Genomic DNA, 25,731 nt, shown 5'->3' with positions numbered 1-25,731 from the left:
GTGTAGAAGGAGAAGTCCATGCAGGAGACGCAGGAGACCGCGCAGGACCCCCAGGCCGGCTCGCCCCGCCGGGTGCTGCTGAAGCTGTCCGGTGAGGCTTTCGCCGGTGGCGGCGGGCTCGGCGTCGACCCGGACGTCGTGCACGCGATCGCCCGTGAGATCGCCACGGTCGTCCGCGCCGGTACCGAGGTCGCGGTGGTCATCGGTGGTGGCAACTTCTTCCGCGGCGCCGAACTCCAGGTGCGCGGCATGGACCGGGCCCGCTCCGACTACATGGGCATGCTCGGCACCGTGATGAACTGCCTGGCGCTGCAGGACTTCCTGGTCAAGGAGGGCATCGAGACCCGGGTCCAGACCGCGATCACCATGGGCCAGGTCGCCGAGCCGTACCTGCCGCTGCGCGCCGTCCGGCACCTGGAGAAGGGCCGCGTGGTGATCTTCGGCGCCGGTATGGGCATGCCCTACTTCTCCACCGACACCACGGCCGTCCAGCGTGCGCTGGAGATCCACGCGGACGTGCTGCTGATGGGCAAGAACGGCGTGGACGGCGTCTACGACTCCGACCCCCGGACCAACCCGGACGCCGTCAAATTCGACGCGCTGGAGTACTCCGAGGTCATCGCGCGCGACCTCAAGGTCGCCGACCTCACCGCGATCACGCTGTGCAAGGACAACAACCTCCCGATGCTCGTCTTCGAGCTGCTGGCGGAGGGCAATATCGCGCGTGCGGTGAAGAGTGAGAAGATCGGCACACTCATCAGCCAGGATTCTGTCCGGGCCTGAGCAGCAATCAGCCGTACGGGACGGCGTCGCTACGCCGGCACCGCGATCGGCGGCCGCCACACCGCGACCGGCATCGACACCGACACCGGTCGGGACAACAGCAGATGAACCGGACAGGGAGTACACAGTGATCGAAGAGACCCTCCTCGAGGCCGAGGAGAAGATGGAGAAGGCCGTCGAGGTCGCCAAGAACGACTTCGCCGCCATCCGGACCGGCCGTGCGCACCCGGCGATGTTCGCCAAGATCGTGGCCGAGTACTACGGCGCCGTGACGCCGATCAACCAGCTGGCCTCGTTCTCCGTGCCGGAGCCGCGGATGGCCATCGTCTCGCCGTTCGACAAGACCGCGCTGAAGGCCATCGAGCAGGCGATCCGCGACTCCGACCTCGGCGTCAACCCGTCCAACGACGGGTCCATCATCCGGGTGGTGCTCCCCGAGCTCACCGAGGAGCGTCGCCGCGACTACATCAAGGTCGCCCGCGGCAAGGGCGAGGACGCGAAGGTCTCGATCCGTTCCGTGCGCCGCAAGGCCAAGGACAGCATCGACAAGCTGGTCAAGGACGGCGAGATCGGCGAGGACGACGGCCGTCGCGCCGAGAAGGAGCTCGACGACACCACGGCCAAGTACGTGGCCGCCGTCGACGAGCTGCTGAAGCACAAGGAAGCCGAGCTGCTCGAAGTCTGATGAACGACGCCCCTGACGCCCCTGGCTACTGGGGCCCATCCGATCAGCAGCACCAGCAGTACCAGCCGCACCCCCCGTACCGGCCGGCGCACGCGCCGCAGCCGGCCGCACCGGGCGCTGCGGGTGACCCCGGCCACCGAACGGGTCACTCGCAGCAGCCTCCGGTGTACTGGGGCGGTGACGCGGAGGAGACTCAGGTCATGCCCCCCGTACCGGCCGACCCAGGGCCCGACCCCGCCGAGGGGCCGACCCGGGAGGCCGGTCGGCTGAGCGGACCGCTGTTCCGGGACGAGCAGCCCCGGACGGCGGTGCCGGGCGCGGCGGAGACGGTCGTGCTGCGCGCGATCACCGACGAGACCGCCCCGGCTCCCGGCCGCGGCGGCCCGCCGTACCCGGGCGTCCCGGCGTACTCCGCGCCGCCGCAGAGCCACCCGGCGGCCGGGCAGCCCCACCCTGTGCCGTTGTCCCACCCAGGGCAGGAGACACCCGTGGCCCAGCCCGCTCCGCAGCCGCAGCCCCGCAAGCAGCGCGGCGGTCGCAACCTCCAGGCCGCGATAGGCGTGGGCGTCGGCCTCGGCGCGGTGATCATCGCCTCGCTGTTCGTGGTGAAGGCGCTGTTCCTGTTCGTGGTGATCGCGGCCGTGTCGGTCGGGATCTGGGAGCTGACCAGCCGGCTGGCCGAGCGCAAGCAGATCAAGGCGCCGCTGGTCCCGCTGGTCGCGGGCGGCATCGCGATGATCGCCACCGGGTACTGGGCCGGCGTCCAGTGGGCGGCGGCCTCGCTGGCGCTGACCGGCCTGGCGGTGATGGTCTGGCGGATGGCCGAACCGCCGGAGAACTACCTGCGGGACATAACGGCGGGCATCTTCACCGCGTTCTACGTGCCGTTCCTGGCCACCTTCGTGGCGATGATGCTGGCGGCGGACGACGGCCCGCAGCGGATCGTGCTGTTCCTGATCGTCACCGTCTGCAGCGACACCGGCGCCTACGCGGTGGGCTACAAGTTCGGCAAGAACAAGCTCGCCCCGACGATCAGCCCGGGCAAGACCCGTGAGGGCCTGGCCGGCGGCATCGGCCTGTCGATGCTGGCGGGCGCGCTGCTGATGGAGCTGATCATCGACGGCGGCAGCTGGTGGCAGGGCCTGATCCTGGGCGGCTGCGCGGCGGTCGTGGCGACCCTGGGGGACCTGGGCGAGTCGATGATCAAGCGTGACCTCGGCATCAAGGACATGGGCACGCTGCTGCCCGGCCACGGCGGCATCATGGACCGGCTGGACTCGCTCCTGCCGACCGCCCCGGTGGTGTGGCTGCTGCTGGCGGCCTTCGTCGGCAGCTGAGCCGGCCGGGCGGGTCCGAACGGTGGGAGCCGTCGAGGGGCTCCGGACGCCTGGCGTCCGGAGCCCCTCGGCCGTCTGGCGAGGTCCGAACGTCTGCGACACTGGATGAACCATGCCTAAGCCCGGAGAACTCACCTTTGTCGCGCCGCGTGGCGCCAAGCCCCCGCGACACCTCGCCGACCTGAGCCCCGTCGAGCGCAAGGAGGCCGTCGCCGAGCTGGGCGAGCAGCCGTTCCGCGCCAAGCAGCTCTCGAACCACTACTTCGGCCGGATGTCGAACGACCCGGCGAGCTGGACGGACATCCCCGCCGCCAGTCGGGAGAAGCTCACCGAGAGCCTGCTGCCCGAGCTGATGTCGGTGGTCCGGCACGTGTCGTGCGACGACGACAACACCCGCAAGACGCTCTGGAAGCTGTTCGACGGCACGCTCGTCGAGTCGGTGCTGATGCGCTACCCGGACCGGGTCACCATGTGCATCAGCTCGCAGGCGGGCTGCGGCATGAACTGCCCGTTCTGCGCGACCGGCCAGGCCGGGCTGACGCGCAACCTCTCCACCGCCGAGATCGTCGAGCAGATCGCGGCCGGGATGCGCGCGCTCAAGGAGGGCGAGATCCCGGGCGGTGAGGCCCGCCTCTCCAACGTGGTCTTCATGGGCATGGGCGAGCCGCTGGCGAACTACAACCGCGTGCTGGCCTCGATCCGCCGGCTCACCGACCCGGCGCCGGACGGTTTCGGCCTCTCCCAGCGCGGCATCACCGTCTCCACCGTGGGCCTGGTGCCGGCGATGAACCGCCTCGCGGACGAGGGCCTCTCCTGCCGCCTCGCGCTGTCGCTGCACGCCCCGGACGACGAGCTGCGTGACGAGCTGGTGCCGGTCAACACCCGGTGGAAGGTCGCCGAGGTGCTGGACGCGGCGTGGAACTACGCGGAGAAGTCCGGTCGCCGGATCTCCATCGAGTACGCGCTGATCAAGGACATCAACGACCAGGCGTGGCGGGCGGACCTGCTCGGCCGGCTGATCAAGAACCACCGGGTGCACGTCAACCTGATCCCGCTGAACCCGACGCCGGGTTCCAAGTGGACGGCCTCCCGGCCCGAGGACGAGCGCGAGTTCGTCCGCCGGCTGCAGGCGCACGGCGTGCCCACCACCGTCCGTGACACCCGCGGCCAGGAGATCGACGGCGCCTGCGGCCAGCTCGCCGCGGCGGGCTGAGACACCGGACCGGCCCCGCCGGCCCGGTGCGGGCGCCGGTTCAGCGCAGACCGGCGGCCGCCAGCGCGGCGGTCAGCCCGCCGGTGACCAGCAGCACGGTGCCGACCGCGAGGGTCCGCAGGGCCACCGCGCCGAACAGCAACCGGGGCGGAGTGCCGATCCGCAGCAAGGCGTCGGCGACGTCCCGGCGGGCGGTGCGGAGCTCGGCCAGCCGGGACACCACGGCGGCCACCGCGCAGCCCAGCACCAGACAGGCCTCGACGGCGGGCAGGGTGTCGGCGCTGCCGGGCACCCCGATCCAGTAGCGGATGGTGGTGAGCACCACCGCGACCGCCAGGGTGAGCACGGCCAGCGGCGGGCCGAGCCGGCGGGCCTGCGCGGTCAGCCCCCGTCCGGCGAGCAGCCGCAGCGGGGTCGGCCGGCCGACGGCGAGCAGCGTTCCGGTCCACGACAGCAGCGGGCCGGTGAGCAGGGCGAGCCCGACGGCGCTCGCCGCCCAGCCGCCCAGCGCGGCGGTGCTGGTGGAGCCGAGCCCGGCCGGCAGGTGGATCGGGCGGCCGTCGGCGGCGGCGCCGGGACGCAGCGCGATGAGTTCCAGGGCGAGGCCGATCACGGCCAGTCCGACCGGCAGGGCGATCCGCAGGGGGCCGAAGCCGGTCGGTACGGGCTGCCGCCTGCCGGGCAGGGTCTCGGCGATCGGCACCGCGGCGGCCGCCGCGATCCCCGCGGTGAGCGGGACCAGGGCGATCAGCGTGACGGGCGCGGCGGCCGGCAGCGGAAGGCCCATGCCGACCTCGGGGGCGAGCGAGGGCCCGGCGATGTCGTTGCGCAGGACCAGGAAGAGCAGCAGGGTCAGCGCGGAGCCGAGGGTGCAGGCGAGCGCGATCTCGCCGGCGATCAGGGTCCGGATCCGGGCGGAGCCGGCGCCGGCCGCGGTGAGGCCGGTGATCCGTTCGGGGCGCCGGGCCGGTACCGCGCGGGCGGCCACGGCGGCGAACCAGGCGACCGCGGCGAGCGGGGGCAGGCACCAGAGCAGCCGGGCGACGGCGTCGGCGCCGCCCGCCGGGTCGCTCATCGCCCGGCCGAGGGCGCGCAGCAGGAACGCGGCGACGACCGCGCCGGCCAGCGCGGTGAGCAGCCAGCGGCCGAGGTCGGGCACCCGGTAGCCCCGGGCCAGACGGAGATAGAACACGTCGACTCTTTCAGCGGCGGGGCGGCGTCATCGGCGCGTGGCCGACACGGCGGACGCTCCGGTGGCTCCCGGCGCGGCGGCGGTTCCGGCGGTTCCGGCCGGTCCGGGGGTGCCGCGCGGGACGGGGGCGGCGGGGGCGGCCAGCCGTCCGTCGACGAGCGCGACGGCGCGGTCCGCGTACCGGACGAGCTCGGGGTCGTGGGTGGCCAGGACGAGGGTGAGCTGGTGCGAGCGGGCCGCGCTGGTCAGTATCCGCAGGATCTGGTCGGCGGCCTCGCGGTGCAGCGGCGCGGTCGGGTCGTCGGCGAAGACGACCGGGGGCAGCGGGGCGAGCGCGCGGGCGACGGCGATCCGCTGGCGCTGGCTCTGGATCAGGCGGTCGGGCCGCAGCCGGGCGATGTCGCCGATGTCGAGCCGCTCCAGCCACTCGGTGGCGGCGGTGTACGCGGCCTTGTTGCCGGCGCCGGCCAGCAGCAGGGGCAGGGCGACGTTCTCCCGGGCGGTCAGTTCGGGCACCAGGTGCGGTTCGGAGCCGACGAAGCCGAAGCGGTCGCGGCGCAGCCGTTCGCGGCCGGCCCGGCCGAGGGTGTGGACGGGGGCGCTGTTGAACCAGACCTCCCCCTCGTCGACCGGGATGAGGGCGGAGAGACAGCCGAGCAGGGTGCTCTTGCCGGAGCCGCGCGGGCCGGTGACCGCCAGCACCTCGCCGTCCCGGACGCCGAGCGAGATGCCGCGCAGGGCGGGGGTGCCGTGATGGGACTTGACGATCCCCCGGGCCCACAGCACGTCGTTGTCAGGCGGGGCCGCTGACATGAGGTTCCATCCTGGGTGGCCGCAGGGATATGACAGTCGTCAGATTAGAACGACCGGGGCCCGGTGCGGTGGCGGCGCACTGGCCCATCAGGGGCAAATCACCCGGAAACAGGCGTGTTTGGTCCGAGAGATCGTCCGGGAAACGCCGCAGGGCGGTCCCGCGGGGAGCGGGACCGCCCTGCGGCGGAGGGTGGGGAAGGAAGATCAGGTCGTCAGATCTTGGCCCACGCGTCGGTGAGGCTGGTCCGCAGGATCTGCTCGATCTCGTCGAAGGTCGACTGGTCGGAGATCAGCGGCGGGGCCAGCTGGACGACCGGGTCGCCACGGTCGTCGGCGCGGCAGTACAGGCCGTTGTCGAAGAGCGCCTTCGACAGGAAGCCGTAGAGCACGCGCTCCACCTCGTCGTCGTTGAACGACTCCTTGGTGACCTTGTCCTTCACGAGCTCGATGCCGTAGAAGTACCCGTTGCCGCGGACGTCGCCCACGATCGGCAGGTCGCGCAGCTTGTTCAGGGTGCCGAGGAAGTTCGCCTCGTTGTCCAGCACGTGCTGGTTCAGGCCCTCGCGCTCGAAGATGTCGAGGTTGGCGAGCGCCACCGCGGAGGAGACCGGGTGGCCACCGAAGGTGTAGCCGTGCAGGAAGGTGTTGTCACCCTTGTAGAACGGCTCGGCCAGGCGGTCCGAGATGATCGTGGCGCCGATCGGGGAGTAGCCCGAGGTCATGCCCTTGGCGCAGGTGATCATGTCGGGCTGGTAGCCGAACTTGTCGGCGCCGAACATGGTGCCCAGGCGGCCGAAGGCGCAGATGACCTCGTCCGAGACCAGCAGCACGTCGTGGCGGTCGCAGATCTCGCGCAGGCGCTGGAAGTACCCGGGCGGCGGCGGGAAGCAGCCACCGGCGTTCTGCACCGGCTCGACGAAGACGGCGGCGACGGTCTCGGCGCCCTCGTTGAGGATCGCCACCTCGATCTCGTCGGCGCACCAGCGGCCGTAGGCCTCGGGGTCGACGGTGCCGTCCGGGCCTTCGAGGAAGGCCGGGGCACGGTAGATGTTGGTGTTCGGGGCCTTGTGGGTGCCCGGCACCAGCGGCTCGAACGGGGCCTTCAGGCCCGGCAGGCCGGTGATCGACAGGGCGCCCTGCGGGGTGCCGTGGTAGGCGACCGCACGCGAGATGACCTTGTACTTGGTGGGCTTGCCGGTCAGCTTGAAGTACTGCTTGGCCAGCTTCCACGCGGTCTCGACGGCCTCGCCGCCACCGGTGGAGAAGAACACCTTGTTCAGGTCGCCCGGGGCGTAGTTGGCCAGGCGCTCGGCCAGCTCGACGGCCTTCGGGTGGGCGTAGCTCCACACCGGGAAGAAGGCGAGCTCCTTGGCCTGCTTGGCAGCGGCCTCGGCGAGCTCGACGCGGCCGTGGCCGGCCTGCACCACGAACAGGCCGGAGAGGCCGTCGATGTACTTCCGGCCCTTGTCGTCCCAGATGTAGGTGCCCTCGCCCCTGGCGATCGTCGGCACGGGGGAGTTCTCGTACGACGACATGCGGGTGAAGTGCATCCACAGGTGGTCGTAGGCGGTCTTGGAAAGGTCCTTCTGCGCCGGGTCGGCTGTCATCGGGTGCCCCAGGTGTAGGTCTGTTTCCGGAGCTTCAGGTAAACGAAGCTCTCGGTGCTCCGCACGCCGGGAAGCGCGCGGATGCGCTTGTTGATCATTTCGAGCAGGTGCTCGTCGTCCTCGCAGACCAGCTCGGCCAGGAGATCGAACGAGCCTGCGGTGCAGACGACGTAGTCGACCTCGTCGAGGGCGGCCAACGCGTCGGCGACGGGCTCGATGTCGCCCTCGACCCGGATCCCGACCATCGCCTGGCGGGTGAAGCCGACGGTGAGCGGGTCCGTGACGGCGACGATCTGCATCACGCCTTGGTCGAGCAGCTTCTGGACGCGTTGCCGTACGGCTGCCTCGGACAGGCCGACGGCCTTGCCGATGGCGGCGTACGGGCGGCGCCCGTCCTCCTGGAGCTGCTCGATGATCGCCTTGGAGGCGGCGTCGAGGGGAACGCTGGCGTTCCGGTCGCGGTTGGCCACGCCGCCACTGTGCCTGATCGGCCCTCTGTTCGCAAGCGCGGCAGCTGCTGATTTCGTCGTGATCTTGGAAATCATGTACGGATTTCATTGCCGTGTCGAAGTTGTCCTGTCGATACCGGCTGTCGTACGGCTACCCTGGTCCGGTACGCGCGCGGCTTCGCAGCGCAGCGCGCGTTCCCCCGAACAGTGGACCGCGCCGCGCCCGGCGCGGCCACTCGGCGCCCTTCGCCCGGCGGATCCGCCGACGTACCATGGCGCCGGAATCTGCAATGCCGCAGGCCCAGACCGAGGAGAGACCCGTGAGCGACCTTCGCACGCTGCGCAACTACATCAACGGTGAGTTCGTCGATGCGGCGGACGGCCGCACGCTCGACATCGTGGACCCCACCACCGGCGAGGTCTACGCGACGTCCCCGCTGTCCGGCGCCGCCGATGTCGACGCCGCGATGGCCTCCGCCGACGCCGCTTTCCCGGTCTGGCGCGACGCCACCCCGAGCACCCGCCAGAAGCTGCTCCTCAAGATCGCCGACGCGGTCGAGTCCCGTGCCGACGAGATCGTGGACGCCGAGGTCCGCAACACCGGCAAGCCCCGCGCGCTGACCCTCTCCGAGGAGATCGGCCCGATGGTGGACCAGATCCGCTTCTTCGCCGGCGCCGCCCGCCTGCTGGAGGGCAAGGCCGCGGGCGAGTACATGGACGGGATGACCTCGATCGTCCGCCGCGAGCCGGTCGGCGTCTGCGCCCAGGTCGCGCCGTGGAACTACCCGATGATGATGGCCGTCTGGAAGTTCGCCCCGGCCATCGCCGCGGGCAACACCGTGGTGCTGAAGCCGTCGGACACCACCCCGGCCTCCACCGTGCTGCTGGCCGAGATCATCGGCGGCATCCTCAAGGACATGGAGCTGCCGGCCGGCGTCTTCAACGTGATCTGCGGCGACCGCGAGACCGGCCAGGCCATGGTCGAGCACCCCACCCCGGCGATGGCCTCCATCACCGGCTCGGTGCGCGCCGGCATCTCGGTCGCCGAGTCGGCGGCCAAGGACGTCAAGCGCGTCCACCTCGAGCTGGGCGGCAAGGCCCCGGTCGTGGTCTTCGAGGACGCGGACATCGCCGAGGCCGTCGAGGGCATCTCGGTCGCCGGCTTCTTCAACGCCGGCCAGGACTGTACGGCCGCCACCCGCGTGCTGGTGCACGAGTCGATCCACGACGCCTTCGTCGAGGCGCTGGCCAAGGCCGCGGCCGAGACCAAGACCGGTGGCGTGGACGACGAGGACGTGCTGTACGGCCCGCTGAACAACGCCAACCAGCTGAAGCAGGTCACCGGCTTCATCGACCGCCTGCCGACGCACGCCAAGGTCGAGGCCGGCGGCCACCGGGTCGGCGACAAGGGCTACTTCTACGCCCCGACCGTCGTCTCCGGGCTGAACCAGGACGACGAGATCATCCAGAACGAGGTCTTCGGCCCGGTCATCACCGTGCAGAAGTTCTCCGACGAGGACCAGGCGGTCGGCTACGCCAACGGCGTCGAGTACGCGCTGGCCTCCTCGGTCTGGACCAAGGACCACGCCCGCGCCATGCGGATGTCTCGCCGCCTGGACTTCGGCTGCGTCTGGATCAACACCCACATCCCGCTGGTCGCGGAGATGCCGCACGGCGGCTTCAAGAAGTCGGGCTACGGCAAGGACCTCTCCTCCTACGGGTTCGAGGACTACACCCGGGTGAAGCACGTCATGACTGCGATCTAGCAGGTCGTGACCGTGGGGCGGGGTATGACTGCGATCTAGCAGGTCGTGACCGTCGGGCGGGGTATGACTGCGATCTAGTCGGTTCACTGCGATCCAGTCGCGGTTCAGGGTCTGGCGATGGGCCCGGGTCGGGAACGATCCGGGCCCTTCGCCTTGCCATCCTGTCGGCCGTTCGGGTGACCGCCTGACAGGATGAACCTGCACTTCGGCACCGCGACTCCCTAGCCTTGCCGCATGAGCATCCCCACCGCTGACTCAGCCGCCGGCCAGGCCGTCAAGGCCGCCGACCGCGCGCACGTCTTCCACTCGTGGTCCGCCCAGGCGCTGATCGACCCCCTCGCGGTGGCCGGCGCCGAGGGCTCGTACTTCTGGGACTACGACGGCAACCGCTACCTCGACTTCTCCTCGCAGCTGGTGAACACCAACATCGGGCACCAGCACCCGAAGGTGGTCGCCGCGATCCAGGAGCAGGCCGCGAAGCTCTGCACCATCGCCCCCGGCTTCGCCGTCGAGTCGCGCAGCGAGGCCGCCCGGCTGATCGCCGAGCGGACCCCCGGGGACCTCGACAAGATCTTCTTTACCAACGGCGGCGCCGAGGCCAACGAGAACGCCATCCGGCTGGCCCGGCTGCACACCGGGCGGCAGAAGGTCATGGCGACCTACCGCTCGTACCACGGTGCCACCGCCAACGCGATCGCCCTCACCGGCGACCCGCGCCGCTGGGCCAACGAGACCGGCGTCTCCGGTGTCGTGCACTTCTGGGGCCCGTACACCTACCGCTCCAACTTCCACGCCGAGAACGAGGCGCAGGAGTGCGAGCGCGCGCTGGAGCACCTGGAGCAGGTGATCGCGTTCGAGGGCCCGGGCACGGTCGCGGCGATCATCCTGGAGACCGTGGTCGGCACCGCCGGCATCCTGATCCCGCCGCCGGGCTACCTGGCCGGGGTGCGCGAGATCTGCGACCGCTACGGCATCGTCCTCATCCTGGACGAGGTGATGGCCGGCTTCGGCCGCACCGGCGCCTGGTTCGCCGCCGACCACTGGGGCGTCACCCCGGACCTGCTGACCTTCGCCAAGGGCGTCAACTCCGGGTACGTCCCGCTCGGCGGGGTGGCGATCAGCGCGGAGATCGCCGCGACCTTCGCCGAGCGGCCGTTCCCCGGCGGGCTCACCTACTCGGGTCACCCGCTGGCCTGCGCCTCGGCCGTCGCCACCATCAACACGATGGCGGAGGAGGGCATCGTCGAGAACGCCGCGCGGATCGGCGAGGACGTGATCGGCCCCGGTCTGCGCGAGCTGGCCGAGCGGCACCCCTCGATCGGCGAGGTCCGCGGCCTCGGCGTGTTCTGGGCGCTGGACCTGGTCAAGGACCGCGCCACCCGCGAGCCGCTGGTGCCGTACAACGCGGCCGGCCCCGCCAACGCGCCGATGGCCGAGCTGGCCGCCGCCTGCAAGAAGCGCGGGCTCTGGCCGTTCGTCAACATGAACCGCTTCCACGTCGTCCCGCCGTGCACCGTCACGGAGGAGGAGGCCAAGGCCGGTCTCGCGGTGCTCGACGAGGTGCTGTCGCTGACCGACGAGCACACCGTCTGACCGGCGGACCGTCCGACCAGCAGGCAGTCCGACCAGTAGGTAGTCCGACCAGCACACAGTCCGGCGTGCACGTGGCCCGACGACGTACCAGACCCGACAGGACGGCCCCGGGTGCCCGCGTGCGCCCGGGGCCGTCCCACGCCCCGGAGGCCCACCTTGTCCCGCACCACCCTCACCCGCCGCGGCGTGCTCGGCACCGCCGGGCTGATCGGCGCCGGCGCCCTGACCGGCTGCGGCATCCCGTCCGCCTACGTGGCCGAGGACCACCGCTCCGCGCCCGACCGCTCGGGGAGCGAGAAGCGGCTGGCGTTCTCCAACTGGACGCAGTACATCGACGTCGACGACGACGGCAACCGGCCGACCCTGGACGCCTTCACCGAGCGGACCGGGATCAAGGTCACCTACACCGAGGACATCAACGACAACGACGAGTTCTTCGGGAAGATCGGCCCGGTCCTCACCCAGGGCAGCGACCCCGGCCGGGACCTCATGGTGGTCAGCGACTGGATGGCCGGGCGGTACGTCTCGCTCGGCTGGGTGCAGGCCATGGACCGCGCCAACCTGCCCAACGTCACCGCCCAGCTGGATCCCCAGCTGGCGAACCCGGCCTTCGACCCCGGGCGCCGGCGCAGCGTGCCGTGGCAGTCCGGGATCACCGGCATCGCCTACAACCGCAAGGAGCTGGGCCGCGACATCAGGTCCACCGCGGACCTCTGGGCCCCCGACCTCAAGGGCCGGGTCACCCTGTTCGCCGGGCTGGACGAGGCGCTCGGCCTACTGATGCTCGGGTACGGCGCCGACATCGGGGCCTTCACCGAGGACGACGCGCACCGGGCGATGGACCTGGTCCAGAAGATGGTCGACGGCCGGCACATCCGCCGCTTCACGGGCAACGACTACACCAGCGACCTGGCCTCGGGGGCCGCGCTGGCCTGCCAGGCCTACTCCGGTGACGCCGTCCAGCTCACCGCCGAGAACCCGGACATCGCCTTCGTGGTGCCCGAGGAGGGCGGCGAGCTCTGGGCGGAGAGCCTGCTGATACCCAACCGGGCCGACCACAAGACCAACGCCGAGTTGCTCATCGACCACTACTACCGACCCGAGGTGGCCGCCGAGCTGGCCGCCGCCGTGCAGTACATCTGCCCGGTGCCGGCCGCCCGCGAGGTGCTGGCGGACAGCGGGGACAAGGAGAAGGCCGAGCTGGCGGAGCACCCGCTGCTGTTCCCGACCGACGAGATGCGGGCCCGGCTGCACACCATGCGCGACGTCACCTCGGCCGAGCGCCCCGGCCTGCACAAGGTCTGGGGTCGCATCACCGGGGTCTAGCCGCACGGGGCCGCCGAGGGGGCCGCGGCTCAGCGGCGCACCGCGTCCAGCCCGAGCAGCGCGACGTGCAGCGAGAGGCAGGACTCCACCTGGTCGAGGTCCACGCCGAGGATCCGTTCGACCTTGTGCAGCCGGTCGTAGAAGGACGGCCGGGACAGGTGCGCGGCGTCGGCCGCCGCCGACTTGTTCCGGCCCTGCTCCAGGTAGATCCGCAGCATCTGCACCAACTGGGCGTTGTGCTCGGCGTCGTAGGCGAGCAGCGGGCCCAGCTCGCGCTCGACGTAGGTCTGCAGCCGGGCGTCGTCGCGCAGCAGGTGCAGCAGGCCGCGGAGCCGGACGTCGGGCAGCCGGTAGTACGCGGCCGCCCGGCCGCCGGGGGCGTCGTGCAGTGCGGCGTCGGCGACCTGAGTGGCCTCCAGCAGGGTGCGCCGGGCGTCGCGCACCGAGCCGACCGAGGAGCCGGCGGCGACCACCGGCGCCGGCGCGGGGGCGGCCTCCCGGTCGGCCTCCGCCGTCAGCCGGCGCAGCGCCGCGGCGAAGGCGTCCAGCGCGGCGTGCTCGTCCTGCTGGGCGGCGAGGGCGATCAGCACGCCGACGCCCTCGTCGTCCAGCGCGCCGACGAGTGCGGAGAGCCGGCAGCTCCGGATCGCGGTGGCCGCCAGCTCGGTGAAGTCGCGCAGCCTGGCCTGGGCCTCCAGGGCGGCCGGGATCGGTCCGCGCCGCTGCCGCAGGACCACCCCGACCAGCCGGCGGCCCTCCAGCGGCACGCCGAGGGCCTGGGCGCGCAGCGCCACCTCGGAGACGGTCAGGGCATGGGTGAGGATGCCGGAGAGCAGCGTGCGGTGGGTCTGCCGCTCCAGGCTCTCGCGGTCGCGCACCACCAGCCGGTTGAGGGCGAGCGCGGAGGCGCCGCGCTCCAGCAGCATGGTGTGCGGGTGCGCGGTGCCCTCGGGCAGCGGCCCCGGGTCGGCGACCAGGACGAGCCGGCCCCAGTCCTGGCCGCGGGCGCCGACCGTGGTGACCAGCCAGCCGCTGCGCGGGTCGTGGCCGGTGCGGCCGGGCGGGCGGACCCCGCGCGAGCGGCGTTCCCAGTCCTCCAGCAGCTCGGTCTCGGGCCGGCCTGCGGTGTCGTGCGCCAGCACCTGGTGGGCGAGGTTCTCCAGCACCACCGGCCCGCCCGCCATCCGGGCCACCTGGCGGACCACCTCGGCCGGTTCGGCGCCCTCCACCACCAGCTCGTTGAAGACCTGGTGGACCGCCTCCGAGGTGCGCAGCTGCTCCAGCTGGGCGTTCACCACCAGCGCGTGCACGGCCTCGGTGACGGCGACGAAGCGCAGCTCGCGGCGGAGCGCGATCAGCGGGAGACCGCGCTGCTCGGCGGCGTGCACCAGGGCGCGGGGCAGCGAGTCGAAGTAGCGCCGGCCGAACTCGATGACCAGGCCGGCCACGCCGACCTCGTCCAGCTCGCGCACGTACCGGGCCAGTCCCTCGCGGTCCTCGGGCAGCGCGATGCCGGTGGTCAGCACCAGCTCGCCGCCCTGGAGCACCCCGGCGACGTCGGGCAGTTCGCTGACGTGGACCCAGCGGACCGGGCGCTCCAGGTGGTCGGTGCCGGCGACGACCTGGGGGAGGCCGCGCCGCATCACCTCCAGGTCGAGCACACGGGCGACGGTGGGGAGCATCGCGGGCCTCCAGGGTTCAGAGTGTCAGGTGAATCATCGCGCGCGGCGACGAACTGTCGCCCTGCCGGAACCCTTGCACCCTGTAAGGCCCTGCGCGGCTAGCTTTCCGGGGTGACCCTTGTCACGCCCCGGCGGCAAAGGGCATGGTCAGCGGGTCGGCTGTGGCGAAAGACGACACAACCGCGGGAATCCGTCGCGTGACCGGAAAGCAACACCGGAATCCCTTGCCGGGGTCACGCCCGGCTGTCAGGATCGCGCATCCCGGTGACCGACCGGGCCGGTTTCCCCCCGCACCGAGGACGCGGCGACTCGACCAGTCGTACGACGCCGGTGCGGTCCCCTGCCCGCCGGCCCCTGCACCATGGCGGATCAGGCGGTCTTTCGCCTTGCGGGCAGTCGAACCACCGGCACTTGGAGGAACAGATGGACCTGACCGACTTCGGCGCGGGCGCGCAGTACATCGCCGGCCGGCAGAGCCGGGGGAGCGGCGAGCCCTTCCAGGTCGTCAACCCGGCGGACGGCAGCGTGGTCGAGCAGATCTCCCTCGCCTCCACCGAGCAGGTCGACGCCGCCGTGGCCGCCGCCCGGGCCGCGCTGCCCGAGTGGGCCGGCGCCACCCCGGGCGCCCGCTCGGAGGCGCTGACCAGGCTCGCCGCCGTGCTCACCGAGGCCGGCGCCGACCTCGCCCGGGTGGAGTCCGCGCAGACCGGCAAGCCGGTCAAGCTCTCCACCGAGTTCGACGTCCCCGGCACGATCGACAACGCCGCCTTCTTCGCGGGCGCCGCCCGCAACCTGGAGGGCAAGGCGGCCGGCGAGTACTCGGGGGACCACACCTCGTACGTGCGGCGCGAGCCGATCGGCGTGGTCGGCTCGATCTCGCCGTGGAACTACCCGCTCCAGATGGCCGCCTGGAAGATCCTCCCGGCCATCGCGGCGGGCAACACCATCGTCCTCAAGCCGGCCGAGCTGACCCCGCTGACCTCGGTGATGTTCGCCCGGGCCTGCACCGCGGCCGGCATCCCGGACGGCGTGGTCAACGTGGTCACCGGCGCCGGGCGCACCGCCGGCGAGCGCCTGGTCGCGCACCCGGACGTCGCGATGGTCTCCTTCACCGGCTCCACCCCGGTCGGCCGACGGGTCGCCGAACTCGCCACCGCGACCGTCAAGCGCACCCACCTGGAGCTGGGCGGCAAGGCCCCGTTCGTGGTCTTCGACGACGCCGACCTGGACGCCGCCGTGCACGGAGCGGTCGCCGCCTCGCTGATCAACAGCGGTCAGGACTGCACCGCCGCCACCCGCGCGTACGTGCAGCGCCCGCTCTACGACGCCTTCGTGGCGGACGTCGCCGACCTCTACCGCACGATCCGGCTCGGCGACCCGCTGGACCCGCGGACCGACCTCGGCCCGCTGGTCTCCCACACCCACCGCGACCGGGTGGCCGGCTTCGTCGAGCGGGCCCGCGGGTACGGCGCCACCGTCGTCACCGGCGGACACGCTCCCGAGAAGGGCCACGACGGCACCGACCTCACCCGCGGCGCCTACTACCTGCCGACTCTCGTCACCGACGCGGCGCAGGACAGCGAGATCGTCCAGGGCGAGATCTTCGGCCCGGTCCTGGTCGTGCTGCCCTTCGACGGCGACGACGAGGGCCTGCGGCTGGCCAACGACACCCCGTACGGCCTGGCCGCCTCGGCCTGGACGAGCAACGTGCACCGTTCGCTGCGCGCCACCCGGGAGATCGCGGCGGGCTGCGTCTGGGTCAACGACCACATCCCGATCATCAGCGAGATGCCGCACGGCGGCTACAAGTCCTCCGGTTACGGCAAGGACATGTCGCAGTACTCGCTGGACGAGTACACGCAGGTCAAGCACGTCATGTTCGACACCACGGCGGTGGCCCGCAAGGACTGGCACCGCACCGTCTTCGGAGACAGATAACCCCTCCCAGGGGCGTTCCCCCACCGCCCCGACCCGACCTCTCCCCCCAGGAGGCCCGTTCCATGGTGTTCAACGAGCTCACCGACGGTCTGCCCGAACCGGTCCGCAGGGCCTGGGAACGCAGTCTGACCAGTGGCCGGGCCGCCGTCGGCAGGCGGGCCCTGCTGCGCGCCGCCGCCCTCACCGCCGGTGCGGGCACGCTGGCCGCCTGCGGCATCCCGGCGGCGGGCACCGCCGGCACCGGGGACTCCACCGCGAACGCCGCCCCCGACCTGTCGGAGGGCGAGCGGGAGGTGAGCTTCTCCAACTGGCCGCTCTACATCGACACCGACGAGAACGACCAGGAGAAGCACGGCTCGCTGGAGGCCTTCACCGCGGCCACCGGGATCAGGGTCAAGTACGCCGAGGACATCAACGACAACGTCGAGTTCTTCGGCAAGGTCAAGCCACAGCTCGCGGCCGGCCAGGACACCGGCCGCGACCTGATGGTGCTCACCGACTGGATGGCCGCCCGGCTGATCCGGCTCGGCTGGGCGCAGAAGCTCACCCCGGCCAACGTCACCACCGCGATCACCAACGTGGACGCCCGCTTCCGCGCCCCCGACTGGGACCCGGGCCGGCTCTACTCCTACCCGTGGGCCGGCATCCAGGTCGTGATCGCGTACAACCGGAAGGCGACCAGGGGCAAGGAGGTCACCAGCGTCGCCCAACTGCTGGAGGACCAGGACCTCAAGGGCCGGGTCACCTTCCTCTCCGAGATGCGCGACAGCGTCGGGATGACCCTGCTGGACATGGGCAAGGACCCGGCGAAGTTCACCGCCGACGACTACGACGCGGCGATCGCCCGGCTGCAGAAGGCGGTGGACAGCAAGCAGATCCGCCGCTTCACCGGCAACGACTACGGCCAGGAGCTCTCCTCCGGGGACATCGCGGCCTGCGTCGCCTGGGGCGGCGACCTGATCCAACTCCGCGCCGACAACCCGGACATCGAGTTCGTCGTCCCGGAGCAGGGCTTCGTCTACGGGACCGACAACATGCTCGTCCCGGCCAAGGCCCGGCACAAGGCCAACGCCGAGAAGCTGATCGACTTCTACTATCAGCCCAAGATCGCGGCGCAGCTGGCCGCGGGCATCGGCTACGTCTCCGCCGTCACCGGGATGGAGAAGGAGCTCGCGGCCATCGCCCCGGACACCGCGGCCAACCCGCTGGTCGTCCCCACCCCCGAGATGGCGGCGAAGGCGCACGTGTTCCGCAGCCTGACCGAGGCCGAGGAGAGCTCCTTCGAGGAGAAGTTCTCCAAGCTCATCGGCGCCTGACCCCCTGACGGCAGAGAACCAGAGAGACACCACCCATGACAGAGCAGCTGCGCTCCGCGGCCACCGGTGGCGACGTCCGCCTCACCGGCATCGGCAAGACCTACGGCGCCTTCACCGCCGTCCACCCGCTCGACCTGACCGTCCCGCAGGGCTCCTTCTTCGCCCTGCTCGGCGCCTCCGGCTGCGGCAAGACCACCACCCTGCGCATGATCGCCGGGCTGGAGGAGCCCACCAGCGGCACCGTCCTGATCGGCGGCCAGGACGTCACCGCCCTGCCCCCGTACAAGCGCCCGGTGAACACCGTCTTCCAGAGCTACGCGCTCTTCCCGCACCTCGACATCTTCGAGAACGTCGCCTTCGGCCTGCGCCGGCGCGGCAAGAAGGACGTCAAGAAGCAGGTCGACGACATGCTGGAGCTGGTGGAGCTCGGCCAGTACGCCCGCCGCAAGCCGCACCAGCTCTCCGGCGGCCAGCAGCAGCGCGTCGCCGTCGCCCGCGCCCTGATCAACCACCCCCAGGTGCTCCTCCTCGACGAACCGCTCGGCGCCCTCGACCTCAAGCTCCGCCGCCAGATGCAGCTGGAGCTCAAGCGGATCCAGACCGAGGTCGGCATCACCTTCGTCCACGTCACCCACGACCAGGAGGAGGCCATGACGATGGCCGACACCATCGCGGTGATGAACGGCGGCCGGGTCGAGCAGCTCGGCGCCCCCGCCGAGCTCTACGAGAACCCCGCCACCACCTTCGTGGCCAACTTCCTCGGCCAGTCCAACCTGCTGCCCGCCGACGTGACCGGGCAGCAGGGCGGCGACCTCCTGCTCAGCGCCGCCGGCGCCCGGCTCTCCGTGCCGAAGGCCCGGTGCGCCGCCGACGCGACGAAGGTCCACCTCGGCGTCCGGCCGGAGAAGATCACCATCGAGCACTCCTCCGCCGAGGTCGCCGACGGCCGCAACCGGCTGGGCGGCACCGTGGTCGACTCCAGCTTCATCGGCGTCTCCACCCAGTACCTGGTGCGCACCGACGGCGGCCAGGAGGTGACCGTCTTCGAGCAGAACATGGAGCGCGACACCCGGATCGTCCCCGGTGCGCCGGTCGTCCTGCACTGGAACCCGGCGCACTCCTTCGCCCTGGACGCCGCCCAGGCGATCGACGCGGGCACCGGGGAGGAGGCGGCATGACCACCACCACCGCCGTGGCGCCGCCGCAGGCCGTACCCCCCGACGGCGGCCCGCTGCCCGGACCGGCCGCGCGGCCCAGGCGAAAGCTCACCCCGTACTGGCTGCTGCTGCCGGGCATAGCCTGGCTGGTCGTGTTCTTCGCGGTGCCGATGGTCTACCAGGCCTCCACCTCGCTGCAGACCGGCTCGCTGGAGAGCGGCTTCAAGGTCACCTGGCACGTCGCCACCTACTGGGACGCCCTGGTCGAGTACCGCTGGCACTTCGTCCGCTCGTTCGGCTACGCGGCCACCGCCACGCTGTTCTGCCTGGCCATCGGCTACCCGCTCGCCTACACGATCGCCTTCAAGGCGAGCAAGCGCTGGCGCAACGTCATCCTGATCCTGGTGATCGCGCCGTTCTTCACCAGCTTCCTGATCCGCACGCTGGCCTGGAAGACGATCCTCTCGGACGGCGGCCCGGTGGTCGGCGCGCTCAACGCGCTGCACGTCCTGGACCTGACCAGCGCCGTCGGCCTCACCTCCGGCGACCGGGTGCTGGCCACGCCGCTCGCGGTGGTGTGCGGCCTGACCTACAACTTCCTCCCGTTCATGATCCTGCCGCTGTACACCTCGCTGGAGCGGATCGACCCGCGCCTGCACGAGGCGGCCGGGGACCTGTACGCCCGCCCGTTCACGACCTTCCGCAAGGTGACCTTCCCGATCTCGCTGCCCGGTGTGGTCGCGGGCACGCTGCTCACCTTCATCCCGGCCTCCGGCGACTACATCAACGCCCAGCTGCTGGGCTCGCCGAGCGAGCAGATGGTCGGCAACGGCATCCAGAAGCAGTTCCTCAACGTGCTCGACTACCCCACCGCGGCAGCGCTGAGCTTCATCCTGATGGCCCTGATCCTGGGGATGGTGACGGTCTACATGCGCAAGGCCGGGACGGAGGAACTGGTCTGATGTCCCGAGTGATCAAGTGGATCCGGGCCCACCTGGTGGTGCTGGCCGGCCTGCTGGCCCTGGCCTACCTGGTGCTGCCCAACCTGGTGGTCCTGGCCTTCTCGTTCAACAAGCCGGTCGGCAAGTTCAACTACGAGTGGTCCGAGTTCTCCACCGACGCCTGGACCGATCCCTGCGGTGTGGCCGACATGTGCCAGTCGCTGTCGCTGAGCCTGGAGGTCGCGGTGCTCGCGACCGTCGGCGCCACCGTGCTCGGCACCATGGTCGCCTTCGCGCTGGCCCGTTACCGCTTCCGCGGCCGCTCCGCCACCACCGCGATGATCTTCCTGCCGATGGCCATGCCCGAGGTGGTGATGGCCGCCTCGCTCGGCACGCTCTTCCTCAACATGCGGATCCCGTTCGGCTTCACCACGATCCTCATCGCGCACATCATGTTCTGCCTGAGCTTCGTGGTGACGGCGGTCAAGGCGCGGGTGATGAGCATGGACCCGAGGCTCGAACAGGCAGCCCAGGACCTCTACGCGACCCCGACCCAGACCTTCCTGCGGGTCACCCTGCCGCTGGTCGCCCCCGGCATCGCCGCCGGTGCGCTGCTCAGCTTCGCGCTCTCCTTCGACGACTTCATCATCACCCAGTTCAACTCGGGCCCGACCACGGTCACCTTCCCGATGTTCGTCTGGGGCGCCTCGCAGCGCGGCATCCCGGTGCAGGTGAACGTCATCGGCACCGCGATGTTCATCGCCGCGGTGGTGCTGACCGTCGCCGGCCAGTGGCTCGGGAACCGCCGGAAGGCCACCGCCTGACCGGCACCGCCGGCGCCCCCGACGTAGCGTCGGGAGCGGCCGACAACCATCATCGATGTGCAGAAAGTGGCTGATAATGCATGGACTCCGCCCGCGCGCTCAGTGACGCCAGGCCCACCCCCTTCTGGCTGGAGGACCCGGGCCGGCCGGCTGCGCTGCCCGCCCTCGTCGGCGACACCACCTGCGACCTGCTGGTCGTCGGCGGCGGATACTCCGGCCTCTGGACCGCCCTCGTCGCCAAGGAGCGCGACCCTTCCCTGGACGTCGTCCTGGTCGAGGGCAACGAGGTGGGGTGGGCCGCGTCCGGGCGCAACGGCGGATTCTGCGCGGCCAGCCTGACCCACGGTTTCGGCAACGGGCTGCAGCGCTGGCCCGCCGAACTCGCCCAGCTCGAACGCCTCGGCGCGGCCAACCTGGACGGCATCGAGGCGACCATCGCGCGCTACGGGATCGACGCCGAGTGGGAGCGCACCGGCGAGATCGACGTCGCCACCCAGCCCCACCAGCTCGCCGAGCTGCAGGAGGTCGCCGAGGCGGTCGCCGAGTACGGACTCGACATCACCGTGCTCGACCGCGACGAGCTGCGGGCCGAGGTCGACTCGCCGACCTTCCTCGGCGGGCTCTGGGACAAGGAGGGCGTGGCGATGGTCCACCCCGCCAAACTCGCCTGGGGCCTCAAGGACGCCTGCCTCTCCCAGGGCGTGCGGATCTTCGAGCACACCCGGGCGACGGACCTCAGGGAACACGGCGGCGGCATGGCCGTCCGCACCCCGTACGGACGGGTCTTCGCCCGCCGGGTCGCGCTCGGCACCAACGTCTTCCCGTCGCTGGTCAAGCGGGTCCGCCCGTTCGTCGTCCCGGTGTACGACTACGCGCTGATGACCGAGCCGCTCAGCGCCGAGCAGCTCGCCGCGATCGGCTGGAAGGGGCGGCAGGGGCTCGGCGACAGCGCCAACAAGTTCCACTACTTCCGGCTCTCCGCCGACAACCGCATCCTCTGGGGCGGCTACGACGCCGTCTACCACTACGGCGGACACGTCCGGCACGAGTACGACCAGCGGCCGGAGACCTTCCGCACGCTGGCGCACAACTTCTTCCGCTGCTTCCCGCAGCTGGAGGGGCTGCGCTTCACCCACGCCTGGGGCGGCGCGATCGACACCTGCAGCCGGTTCTCGGCGTTCTTCGACACCGCCCACCGCGGCCGGGTCGCCTACGCCGCCGGGTACACCGGGCTGGGGGTGGGCGCCACCCGGTTCGGCGCCGAGGTGATGCTCGACCTGCTGGCCGGGGAGCGCACCGAGCGCACCTCGCTGGAGATGGTCCGCTCCAAGCCGCTGCCGTTCCCGCCCGAGCCGGTGCGCTGGGCCGGCATCGAGCTCACCACCCGCTCGCTGGAGCGCGCCGACCGGACCGGTGGGCACCGCAACCTCTGGCTGCGCACCCTCGACCGGATGGGGCTGGGCTTCGACAGCTGAGCGGCCGTCCCGACGGCCTTCCGCTCCGATCACCGGCTGATCCGGTGATCGGCGCGGAGAATCCGCCGATCCGAGCCGAGCCGATCCGAGCCGATCCGAGCCGATCCGAGCTGATCCGAGCCGAGCCGATTCGAGCCGATCCATCCGTTCGGCGAGGTGATCGCGCTATCCGTGTAAGAGAGACCCGCCGTCCGCCTCTCGTTGGTGACGGCGGGTCTCGGTTTCCCGCCGCGCCACGATCAGCAGCGCGCTGAGAAACGGGGACAGGACATGGAGAGCACCGGACTGCACTGGCTCGCCCAGGCGGCACCGGACCCGGACGCCTTCCGGGAACAGTGGGAACGCAGCGGGCTGGGCCTGATGCTGCTGCCGGCCGGCCGGCGCTGGGACGTACTGTCGGTACCCGGCCGGCTCGGCCGTCCCGTCATCGACATCCTCGACTCCCGCTCCTGCGGGCCGGTCCTCGGCGACTCCGCAGGCGAGAGCGTCGGCTTCCTCGTCCCCGTCGGCACGGCCGCGCGCTGGGTCGGGACGGGCGTCCGGTGCGCCGGCGAAGGCACCTGGATCGTCGTACCGCACCCCGAACGGCAGAGCCGCGGCGTGCGCTGGCTCGTCCCGCCCGACGGCTCCGGACGGCTCAACGACCCGGTCGTGCTGGAACTCGCCCTGCACGAGGCCGCCGCCCGGCTCAGCGACTGGTGACGCCGCCGCGGCGCCGGAGCCGGGGCGGCCGACCGGACGCGGCCCGACGCACGGCCCGGGCGGCCGCGCCAGACTGGAAGGATGACCACCGCCCCGGACGCCGTCGACCCCTTCCTCCGCCCCGGTCGGGCGCAGTTGCGGCTCGCCGAGCCGGCCCGGCCCGTCTGCGACCGGCTCGGGCTCGCGCTCGCCGGCGGGCACGCGCTGCGCGCCCACGGGGTGCCGGCCTGCGCCCAGGACGGGCTGACCCTGGTGGCCGACGGCGGCACCGATCTGCCACAGGCCGCCGCCGAGCTGGCCGCCGCCTACCGGGCGGCGGGCGGCGGGGTGGCCGAGCGCCCGGGCACCCCGCGCCTGGAACAGCTGTCCGTCCGGCTGACGCTCGGCGGGCGGTCGCACACGGTGGAGCTGCGCAAGGAGCCACTGGGCCACCGCCCGGTCCGCCTCGACCTCGGCGCACCGGCGGCCGGCGAGCCCCCGCTGACGATGACCGTCGTCGCCCTGGAGGACGCGGCCGGACTCGCCACCGCGCTGCTCGCCGACCGGGGCCTGCCCCGGGACCTGCTCGACGTGCACGCCCTGACCGCCTGGTACCGGGAGGGGGAGTTGCTCGCACTGGCCACCGCGCTGGACGCGGACTTCCAGCCCGCCGTCCTCGCCGACCGGCTGGAGACGCTGGCCGACGCCGCCGACGGCCGGTTCCGGGCCCGGGGAGCGGCGGCCGGCGCGGTGGCCGGGTTGAAGCGGTGGGCGCTGGCGTGGTCGCAGGACCTCCGCCTCGACCTGCTGGAGACCCAGGAGACCGCGGACGGATTGCACGATCCGTACCTGGAGGACGTCGAGGCCCTGGAGGACCGGGAGGTCGAGGACGACGTCGAGGCCCTGGGGGACCGGGAGGACCGGGAGGACCGGGAGCTCGTGGAGGACACCGGCGAGGCGGCACCGGTCGAGGACGCGGCGGGCGCGCGGTCGGCCGGTGCCCGGGAGGAGGCGGACGGGGCGACGGGGTCCGGTGGGGCCTGAGCTTCGCCCGTCCGGCCGATACGGCCGACGACCTGTAAGGCTGAATCCCGGATCCCCGTCAGCCTGTTCGTTGAGGCGGGCGGTGACGGCCAGCAGACTGGGTGATGAGCGCGGTAGCCCCGTGATCCCGTCGCCCGGCCCTCTCGCGGGCGGCGCCACACAAGGGACCGGCGGCAGGACGCCGCCCGGGACTTCGGAGGCAGACGGACCATGAGCAAGCACATCATTCACTGGATCGGTGGCCGGCCGGTCGCCACTGCCGGCGCCGCACCCCGCCGCGGTGACCTCTTCGACCCGGCCACCGGCCAGGTCTCGGGTCACGTCGACTTCGCCGGGATCGACGAGGTCGACCAGGCGGTGGCCGCCGCCGCCTCGGCCTTCGTCGAGTGGCGCAACGCCTCGATCGCCAAGCGCACCACGGTGCTCTTCAACTTCCGCGAGCTGCTCAACGCCCGCCGGGACGAGCTGGCCGCGATCATCGTCGCCGAGCACGGCAAGGTGCACTCCGACGCGCTCGGCGAGATCGCCCGCGGCCTGGAGGTCGTCGAGTACGCCTGCGGCATCCCGCAGCTCGTCAAGGGCGGCTTCACCGAGCAGGCGTCCACCGGCATCGACGTCTACTCGATCCGCCAGCCGCTCGGCCCGGTGGCCGTCATCTCGCCGTTCAACTTCCCGGCGATGGTGCCGATGTGGTTCTTCCCGATCGCGATCGCGGCCGGCAACACCGTCGTCCTGAAGCCGTCCGAGAAGGACCCGTCCGCCGCCAACTTCCTGGCCGAGCTGTGGAAGGAGGCCGGGCTGCCGGACGGTGTGTTCAACGTCGTGCACGGTGACAAGGTCTCCGTCGACCGTCTGCTGGAGCACCCCGACATCAAGTCGGTCAGCTTCGTCGGCTCCACCCCGATCGCCCGCTACGTCTACGAGACCGGCACCCGCTACGGCAAGCGCGTGCAGGCGCTCGGCGGCGCCAAGAACCACATGCTCGTCCTGCCGGACGCCGATCTGGACCTCAGCGCCGACGCGGCCATCAACGCCGGTTTCGGCGCGGCCGGCGAGCGCTGCATGGCCATCTCGGTGCTGGTCGCCGTCGACCCGATCGGCGATGAGCTGGTCGACAAGATCAAGCAGCGGATCGCCAACCTGAAGGTCGGCCCGGGCTGCAACGGCGACTCCGAGATGGGCCCGCTGGTCACCGGCCAGCACCGGGACAAGGTCACCTCCTACGTCGAGTCCGGTGTCGCCGACGGCGCCGAGCTCGCGGTCGACGGCCGCAAGCACCCGATCACCGCCGAGGACCGCAACGGCGCGCCGACCTCGGACGGCTTCTGGCTCGGCCCCACCCTGTTCGACCACGTCAAGCCCGGCATGTCCGTCTACAACGACGAGATCTTCGGCCCGGTGCTGTCGGTCGTGCGGGTCTCCTCCTACGAGGAGGGCGTGGCGCTCATCAACGCCAACCCCTACGGCAACGGCACCGCCATCTTCACCAACGACGGCGGTGCGGCCCGGCGCTTCCAGTACGAGGTGGAGGTCGGCATGGTCGGCATCAACGTGCCGATCCCGGTGCCGGTCGCCTACTACTCCTTCGGCGGCTGGAAGTCCTCGCTCTTCGGCGACGCCCACGCGTACGGCCCGGACGGCGTGCAGTTCTTCACCCGCGGCAAGGCCGTCACCCAGCGCTGGCTGGACCCCTCGCACGGCGGCATCAACCTCGGGTTCCCGACTAACAGCTGAGCCCCCGCCGCACTGCCGCCGCCGGCCGGCCCCCTCTCCCCGGGGTCCGGCCGGCGGCTGTTTGCATCGCCCGGCCCGGCGGCGTAGTGTTCTCTAGTCGCTCGGCTGGGAGCACCGGACACGTGTCTACGCGGACGGTCCCGGAGCGGCCAATCCCTTGAAACATCACTTCCCG

At 71.7% G+C, this 25,731-nt stretch carries 21 protein-coding genes; 16 read left to right on the top strand and 5 right to left on the bottom strand.

Annotation, left to right across the window (positions count from 1 at the left end; all coding sequences use genetic code 11):
* The first annotated feature begins 18 nt into the window (after positions 1-18).
* From pyrH to rlmN, 4 genes are all read left to right on the top strand, one after another.
* Positions 19-783, top strand: coding sequence for a UMP kinase (pyrH, locus tag ACZ4UX_RS29085; RefSeq protein ID WP_329489781.1), 765 nt, complete (start codon positions 19-21; stop codon positions 781-783).
* Positions 784-910: 127 nt separating this feature from the next.
* Entirely contained in the window at positions 911-1,468 is a 558-nt protein-coding gene (gene frr, locus ACZ4UX_RS29080; protein WP_465708831.1) for a ribosome recycling factor, read from the top strand.
* Positions 1,469-1,668: 200 nt separating this feature from the next.
* The gene (locus tag ACZ4UX_RS29075) at positions 1,669-2,805 is read left to right on the top strand and encodes a phosphatidate cytidylyltransferase (RefSeq protein WP_465708830.1); all 1,137 of its coding nucleotides are present in this window, start codon (positions 1,669-1,671) and stop codon (positions 2,803-2,805) included.
* 112 nt (positions 2,806-2,917) lie between these two features.
* Positions 2,918-4,018, top strand: a complete 1,101-nt coding sequence (rlmN, locus tag ACZ4UX_RS29070) for a dual-specificity RNA methyltransferase RlmN (protein WP_329489784.1) — start codon at positions 2,918-2,920, stop codon at positions 4,016-4,018.
* 40 nt (positions 4,019-4,058) lie between these two features.
* Here the strand turns inward: rlmN and ACZ4UX_RS29065 are convergent, their stop codons facing one another.
* From ACZ4UX_RS29065 to ACZ4UX_RS29050, 4 genes are all read right to left on the bottom strand, one after another.
* A complete protein-coding gene (locus ACZ4UX_RS29065; protein ID WP_352291669.1) occupies positions 4,059-5,210 on the bottom strand; it encodes a hypothetical protein in 1,152 nt (383 codons plus the stop codon).
* A 27-nt stretch (positions 5,211-5,237) separates the two neighbouring features.
* Complete coding sequence (locus tag ACZ4UX_RS29060) at positions 5,238-6,023, bottom strand: ABC transporter ATP-binding protein (protein ID WP_380391020.1); 786 nt, start codon at positions 6,021-6,023, stop codon at positions 5,238-5,240.
* A 212-nt stretch (positions 6,024-6,235) separates the two neighbouring features.
* Positions 6,236-7,630, bottom strand: a complete 1,395-nt coding sequence (locus ACZ4UX_RS29055) for an aspartate aminotransferase family protein (RefSeq protein ID WP_329489787.1) — start codon at positions 7,628-7,630, stop codon at positions 6,236-6,238.
* Positions 7,627-8,100, bottom strand: a complete 474-nt coding sequence (locus ACZ4UX_RS29050) for an Lrp/AsnC family transcriptional regulator (RefSeq protein WP_030306695.1) — start codon at positions 8,098-8,100, stop codon at positions 7,627-7,629. The genes ACZ4UX_RS29055 and ACZ4UX_RS29050 overlap by 4 nt, the downstream gene beginning before the upstream one ends.
* A 269-nt stretch (positions 8,101-8,369) precedes the next feature.
* Here ACZ4UX_RS29050 and ACZ4UX_RS29045 point away from each other — a divergent pair, with 269 nt between their 5' ends.
* The 3 genes from ACZ4UX_RS29045 to ACZ4UX_RS29035 all read left to right on the top strand — a co-directional run bounded on the left by ACZ4UX_RS29045 (position 8,370) and on the right by ACZ4UX_RS29035 (position 12,764).
* Positions 8,370-9,845: a gamma-aminobutyraldehyde dehydrogenase gene (locus ACZ4UX_RS29045; RefSeq protein ID WP_352291673.1), complete on the top strand. Its 1,476-nt coding sequence runs from the start codon at positions 8,370-8,372 to the stop codon at positions 9,843-9,845.
* 234 nt (positions 9,846-10,079) lie between these two features.
* Complete coding sequence (locus ACZ4UX_RS29040; RefSeq protein WP_465708829.1) at positions 10,080-11,438, top strand: aminotransferase class III-fold pyridoxal phosphate-dependent enzyme; 1,359 nt, start codon at positions 10,080-10,082, stop codon at positions 11,436-11,438.
* Between the two features lie 156 nt (positions 11,439-11,594).
* Positions 11,595-12,764 (top strand): polyamine ABC transporter substrate-binding protein, encoded by a 1,170-nt coding sequence (locus ACZ4UX_RS29035; protein WP_465708828.1) that lies wholly within the window; start codon positions 11,595-11,597, stop codon positions 12,762-12,764.
* Between the two features lie 29 nt (positions 12,765-12,793).
* Here the strand turns inward: ACZ4UX_RS29035 and ACZ4UX_RS29030 are convergent, their stop codons facing one another.
* A complete protein-coding gene (locus ACZ4UX_RS29030) occupies positions 12,794-14,446 on the bottom strand; it encodes a PucR family transcriptional regulator (RefSeq protein WP_329489791.1) in 1,653 nt (550 codons plus the stop codon).
* A gap of 423 nt (positions 14,447-14,869) precedes the next feature.
* Here ACZ4UX_RS29030 and ACZ4UX_RS29025 point away from each other — a divergent pair, with 423 nt between their 5' ends.
* The 9 genes from ACZ4UX_RS29025 (at position 14,870) to ACZ4UX_RS28985 (ending at position 25,556) form a co-directional block, all read left to right on the top strand.
* Entirely contained in the window at positions 14,870-16,384 is a 1,515-nt protein-coding gene (locus ACZ4UX_RS29025; protein ID WP_465708827.1) for a gamma-aminobutyraldehyde dehydrogenase, read from the top strand.
* A gap of 62 nt (positions 16,385-16,446) precedes the next feature.
* Positions 16,447-17,700: a polyamine ABC transporter substrate-binding protein gene (locus tag ACZ4UX_RS29020; protein WP_465708826.1), complete on the top strand. Its 1,254-nt coding sequence runs from the start codon at positions 16,447-16,449 to the stop codon at positions 17,698-17,700.
* Between the two features lie 35 nt (positions 17,701-17,735).
* Positions 17,736-18,878, top strand: a complete 1,143-nt coding sequence (locus ACZ4UX_RS29015; protein ID WP_465708825.1) for an ABC transporter ATP-binding protein — start codon at positions 17,736-17,738, stop codon at positions 18,876-18,878.
* Positions 18,875-19,819 carry an ABC transporter permease gene (locus tag ACZ4UX_RS29010; RefSeq protein ID WP_352291681.1) on the top strand — a complete coding sequence of 315 codons (945 nt, stop codon included), beginning with the start codon at positions 18,875-18,877 and terminating at the stop codon, positions 19,817-19,819. Before ACZ4UX_RS29015 ends, ACZ4UX_RS29010 begins: the two co-directional genes overlap by 4 nt.
* Positions 19,819-20,622 (top strand): ABC transporter permease, encoded by an 804-nt coding sequence (locus ACZ4UX_RS29005; protein WP_329489796.1) that lies wholly within the window; start codon positions 19,819-19,821, stop codon positions 20,620-20,622. The genes ACZ4UX_RS29010 and ACZ4UX_RS29005 overlap by 1 nt, the downstream gene beginning before the upstream one ends.
* 80 nt (positions 20,623-20,702) lie before the next feature.
* On the top strand, positions 20,703-22,097 hold the full coding sequence (locus ACZ4UX_RS29000; RefSeq protein WP_329489797.1) for an NAD(P)/FAD-dependent oxidoreductase: 1,395 nt from the start codon (positions 20,703-20,705) through the stop codon (positions 22,095-22,097).
* Positions 22,098-22,367: 270 nt separating this feature from the next.
* Entirely contained in the window at positions 22,368-22,799 is a 432-nt protein-coding gene (locus ACZ4UX_RS28995) for a hypothetical protein (RefSeq protein ID WP_352291685.1), read from the top strand.
* A gap of 81 nt (positions 22,800-22,880) precedes the next feature.
* A complete protein-coding gene (locus tag ACZ4UX_RS28990) occupies positions 22,881-23,822 on the top strand; it encodes a hypothetical protein (RefSeq protein ID WP_465708824.1) in 942 nt (313 codons plus the stop codon).
* 210 nt (positions 23,823-24,032) lie between these two features.
* On the top strand, positions 24,033-25,556 hold the full coding sequence (locus ACZ4UX_RS28985) for a CoA-acylating methylmalonate-semialdehyde dehydrogenase (RefSeq protein ID WP_329489800.1): 1,524 nt from the start codon (positions 24,033-24,035) through the stop codon (positions 25,554-25,556).
* Positions 25,557-25,731: the final 175 nt, after the last annotated feature.

The organism is Kitasatospora sp. NPDC028961 (assembly GCF_055564815.1).
The sequence above is the reverse complement of the archived record's forward strand: the minus strand, read 5'-3'. Positions and strand labels throughout refer to the sequence as shown.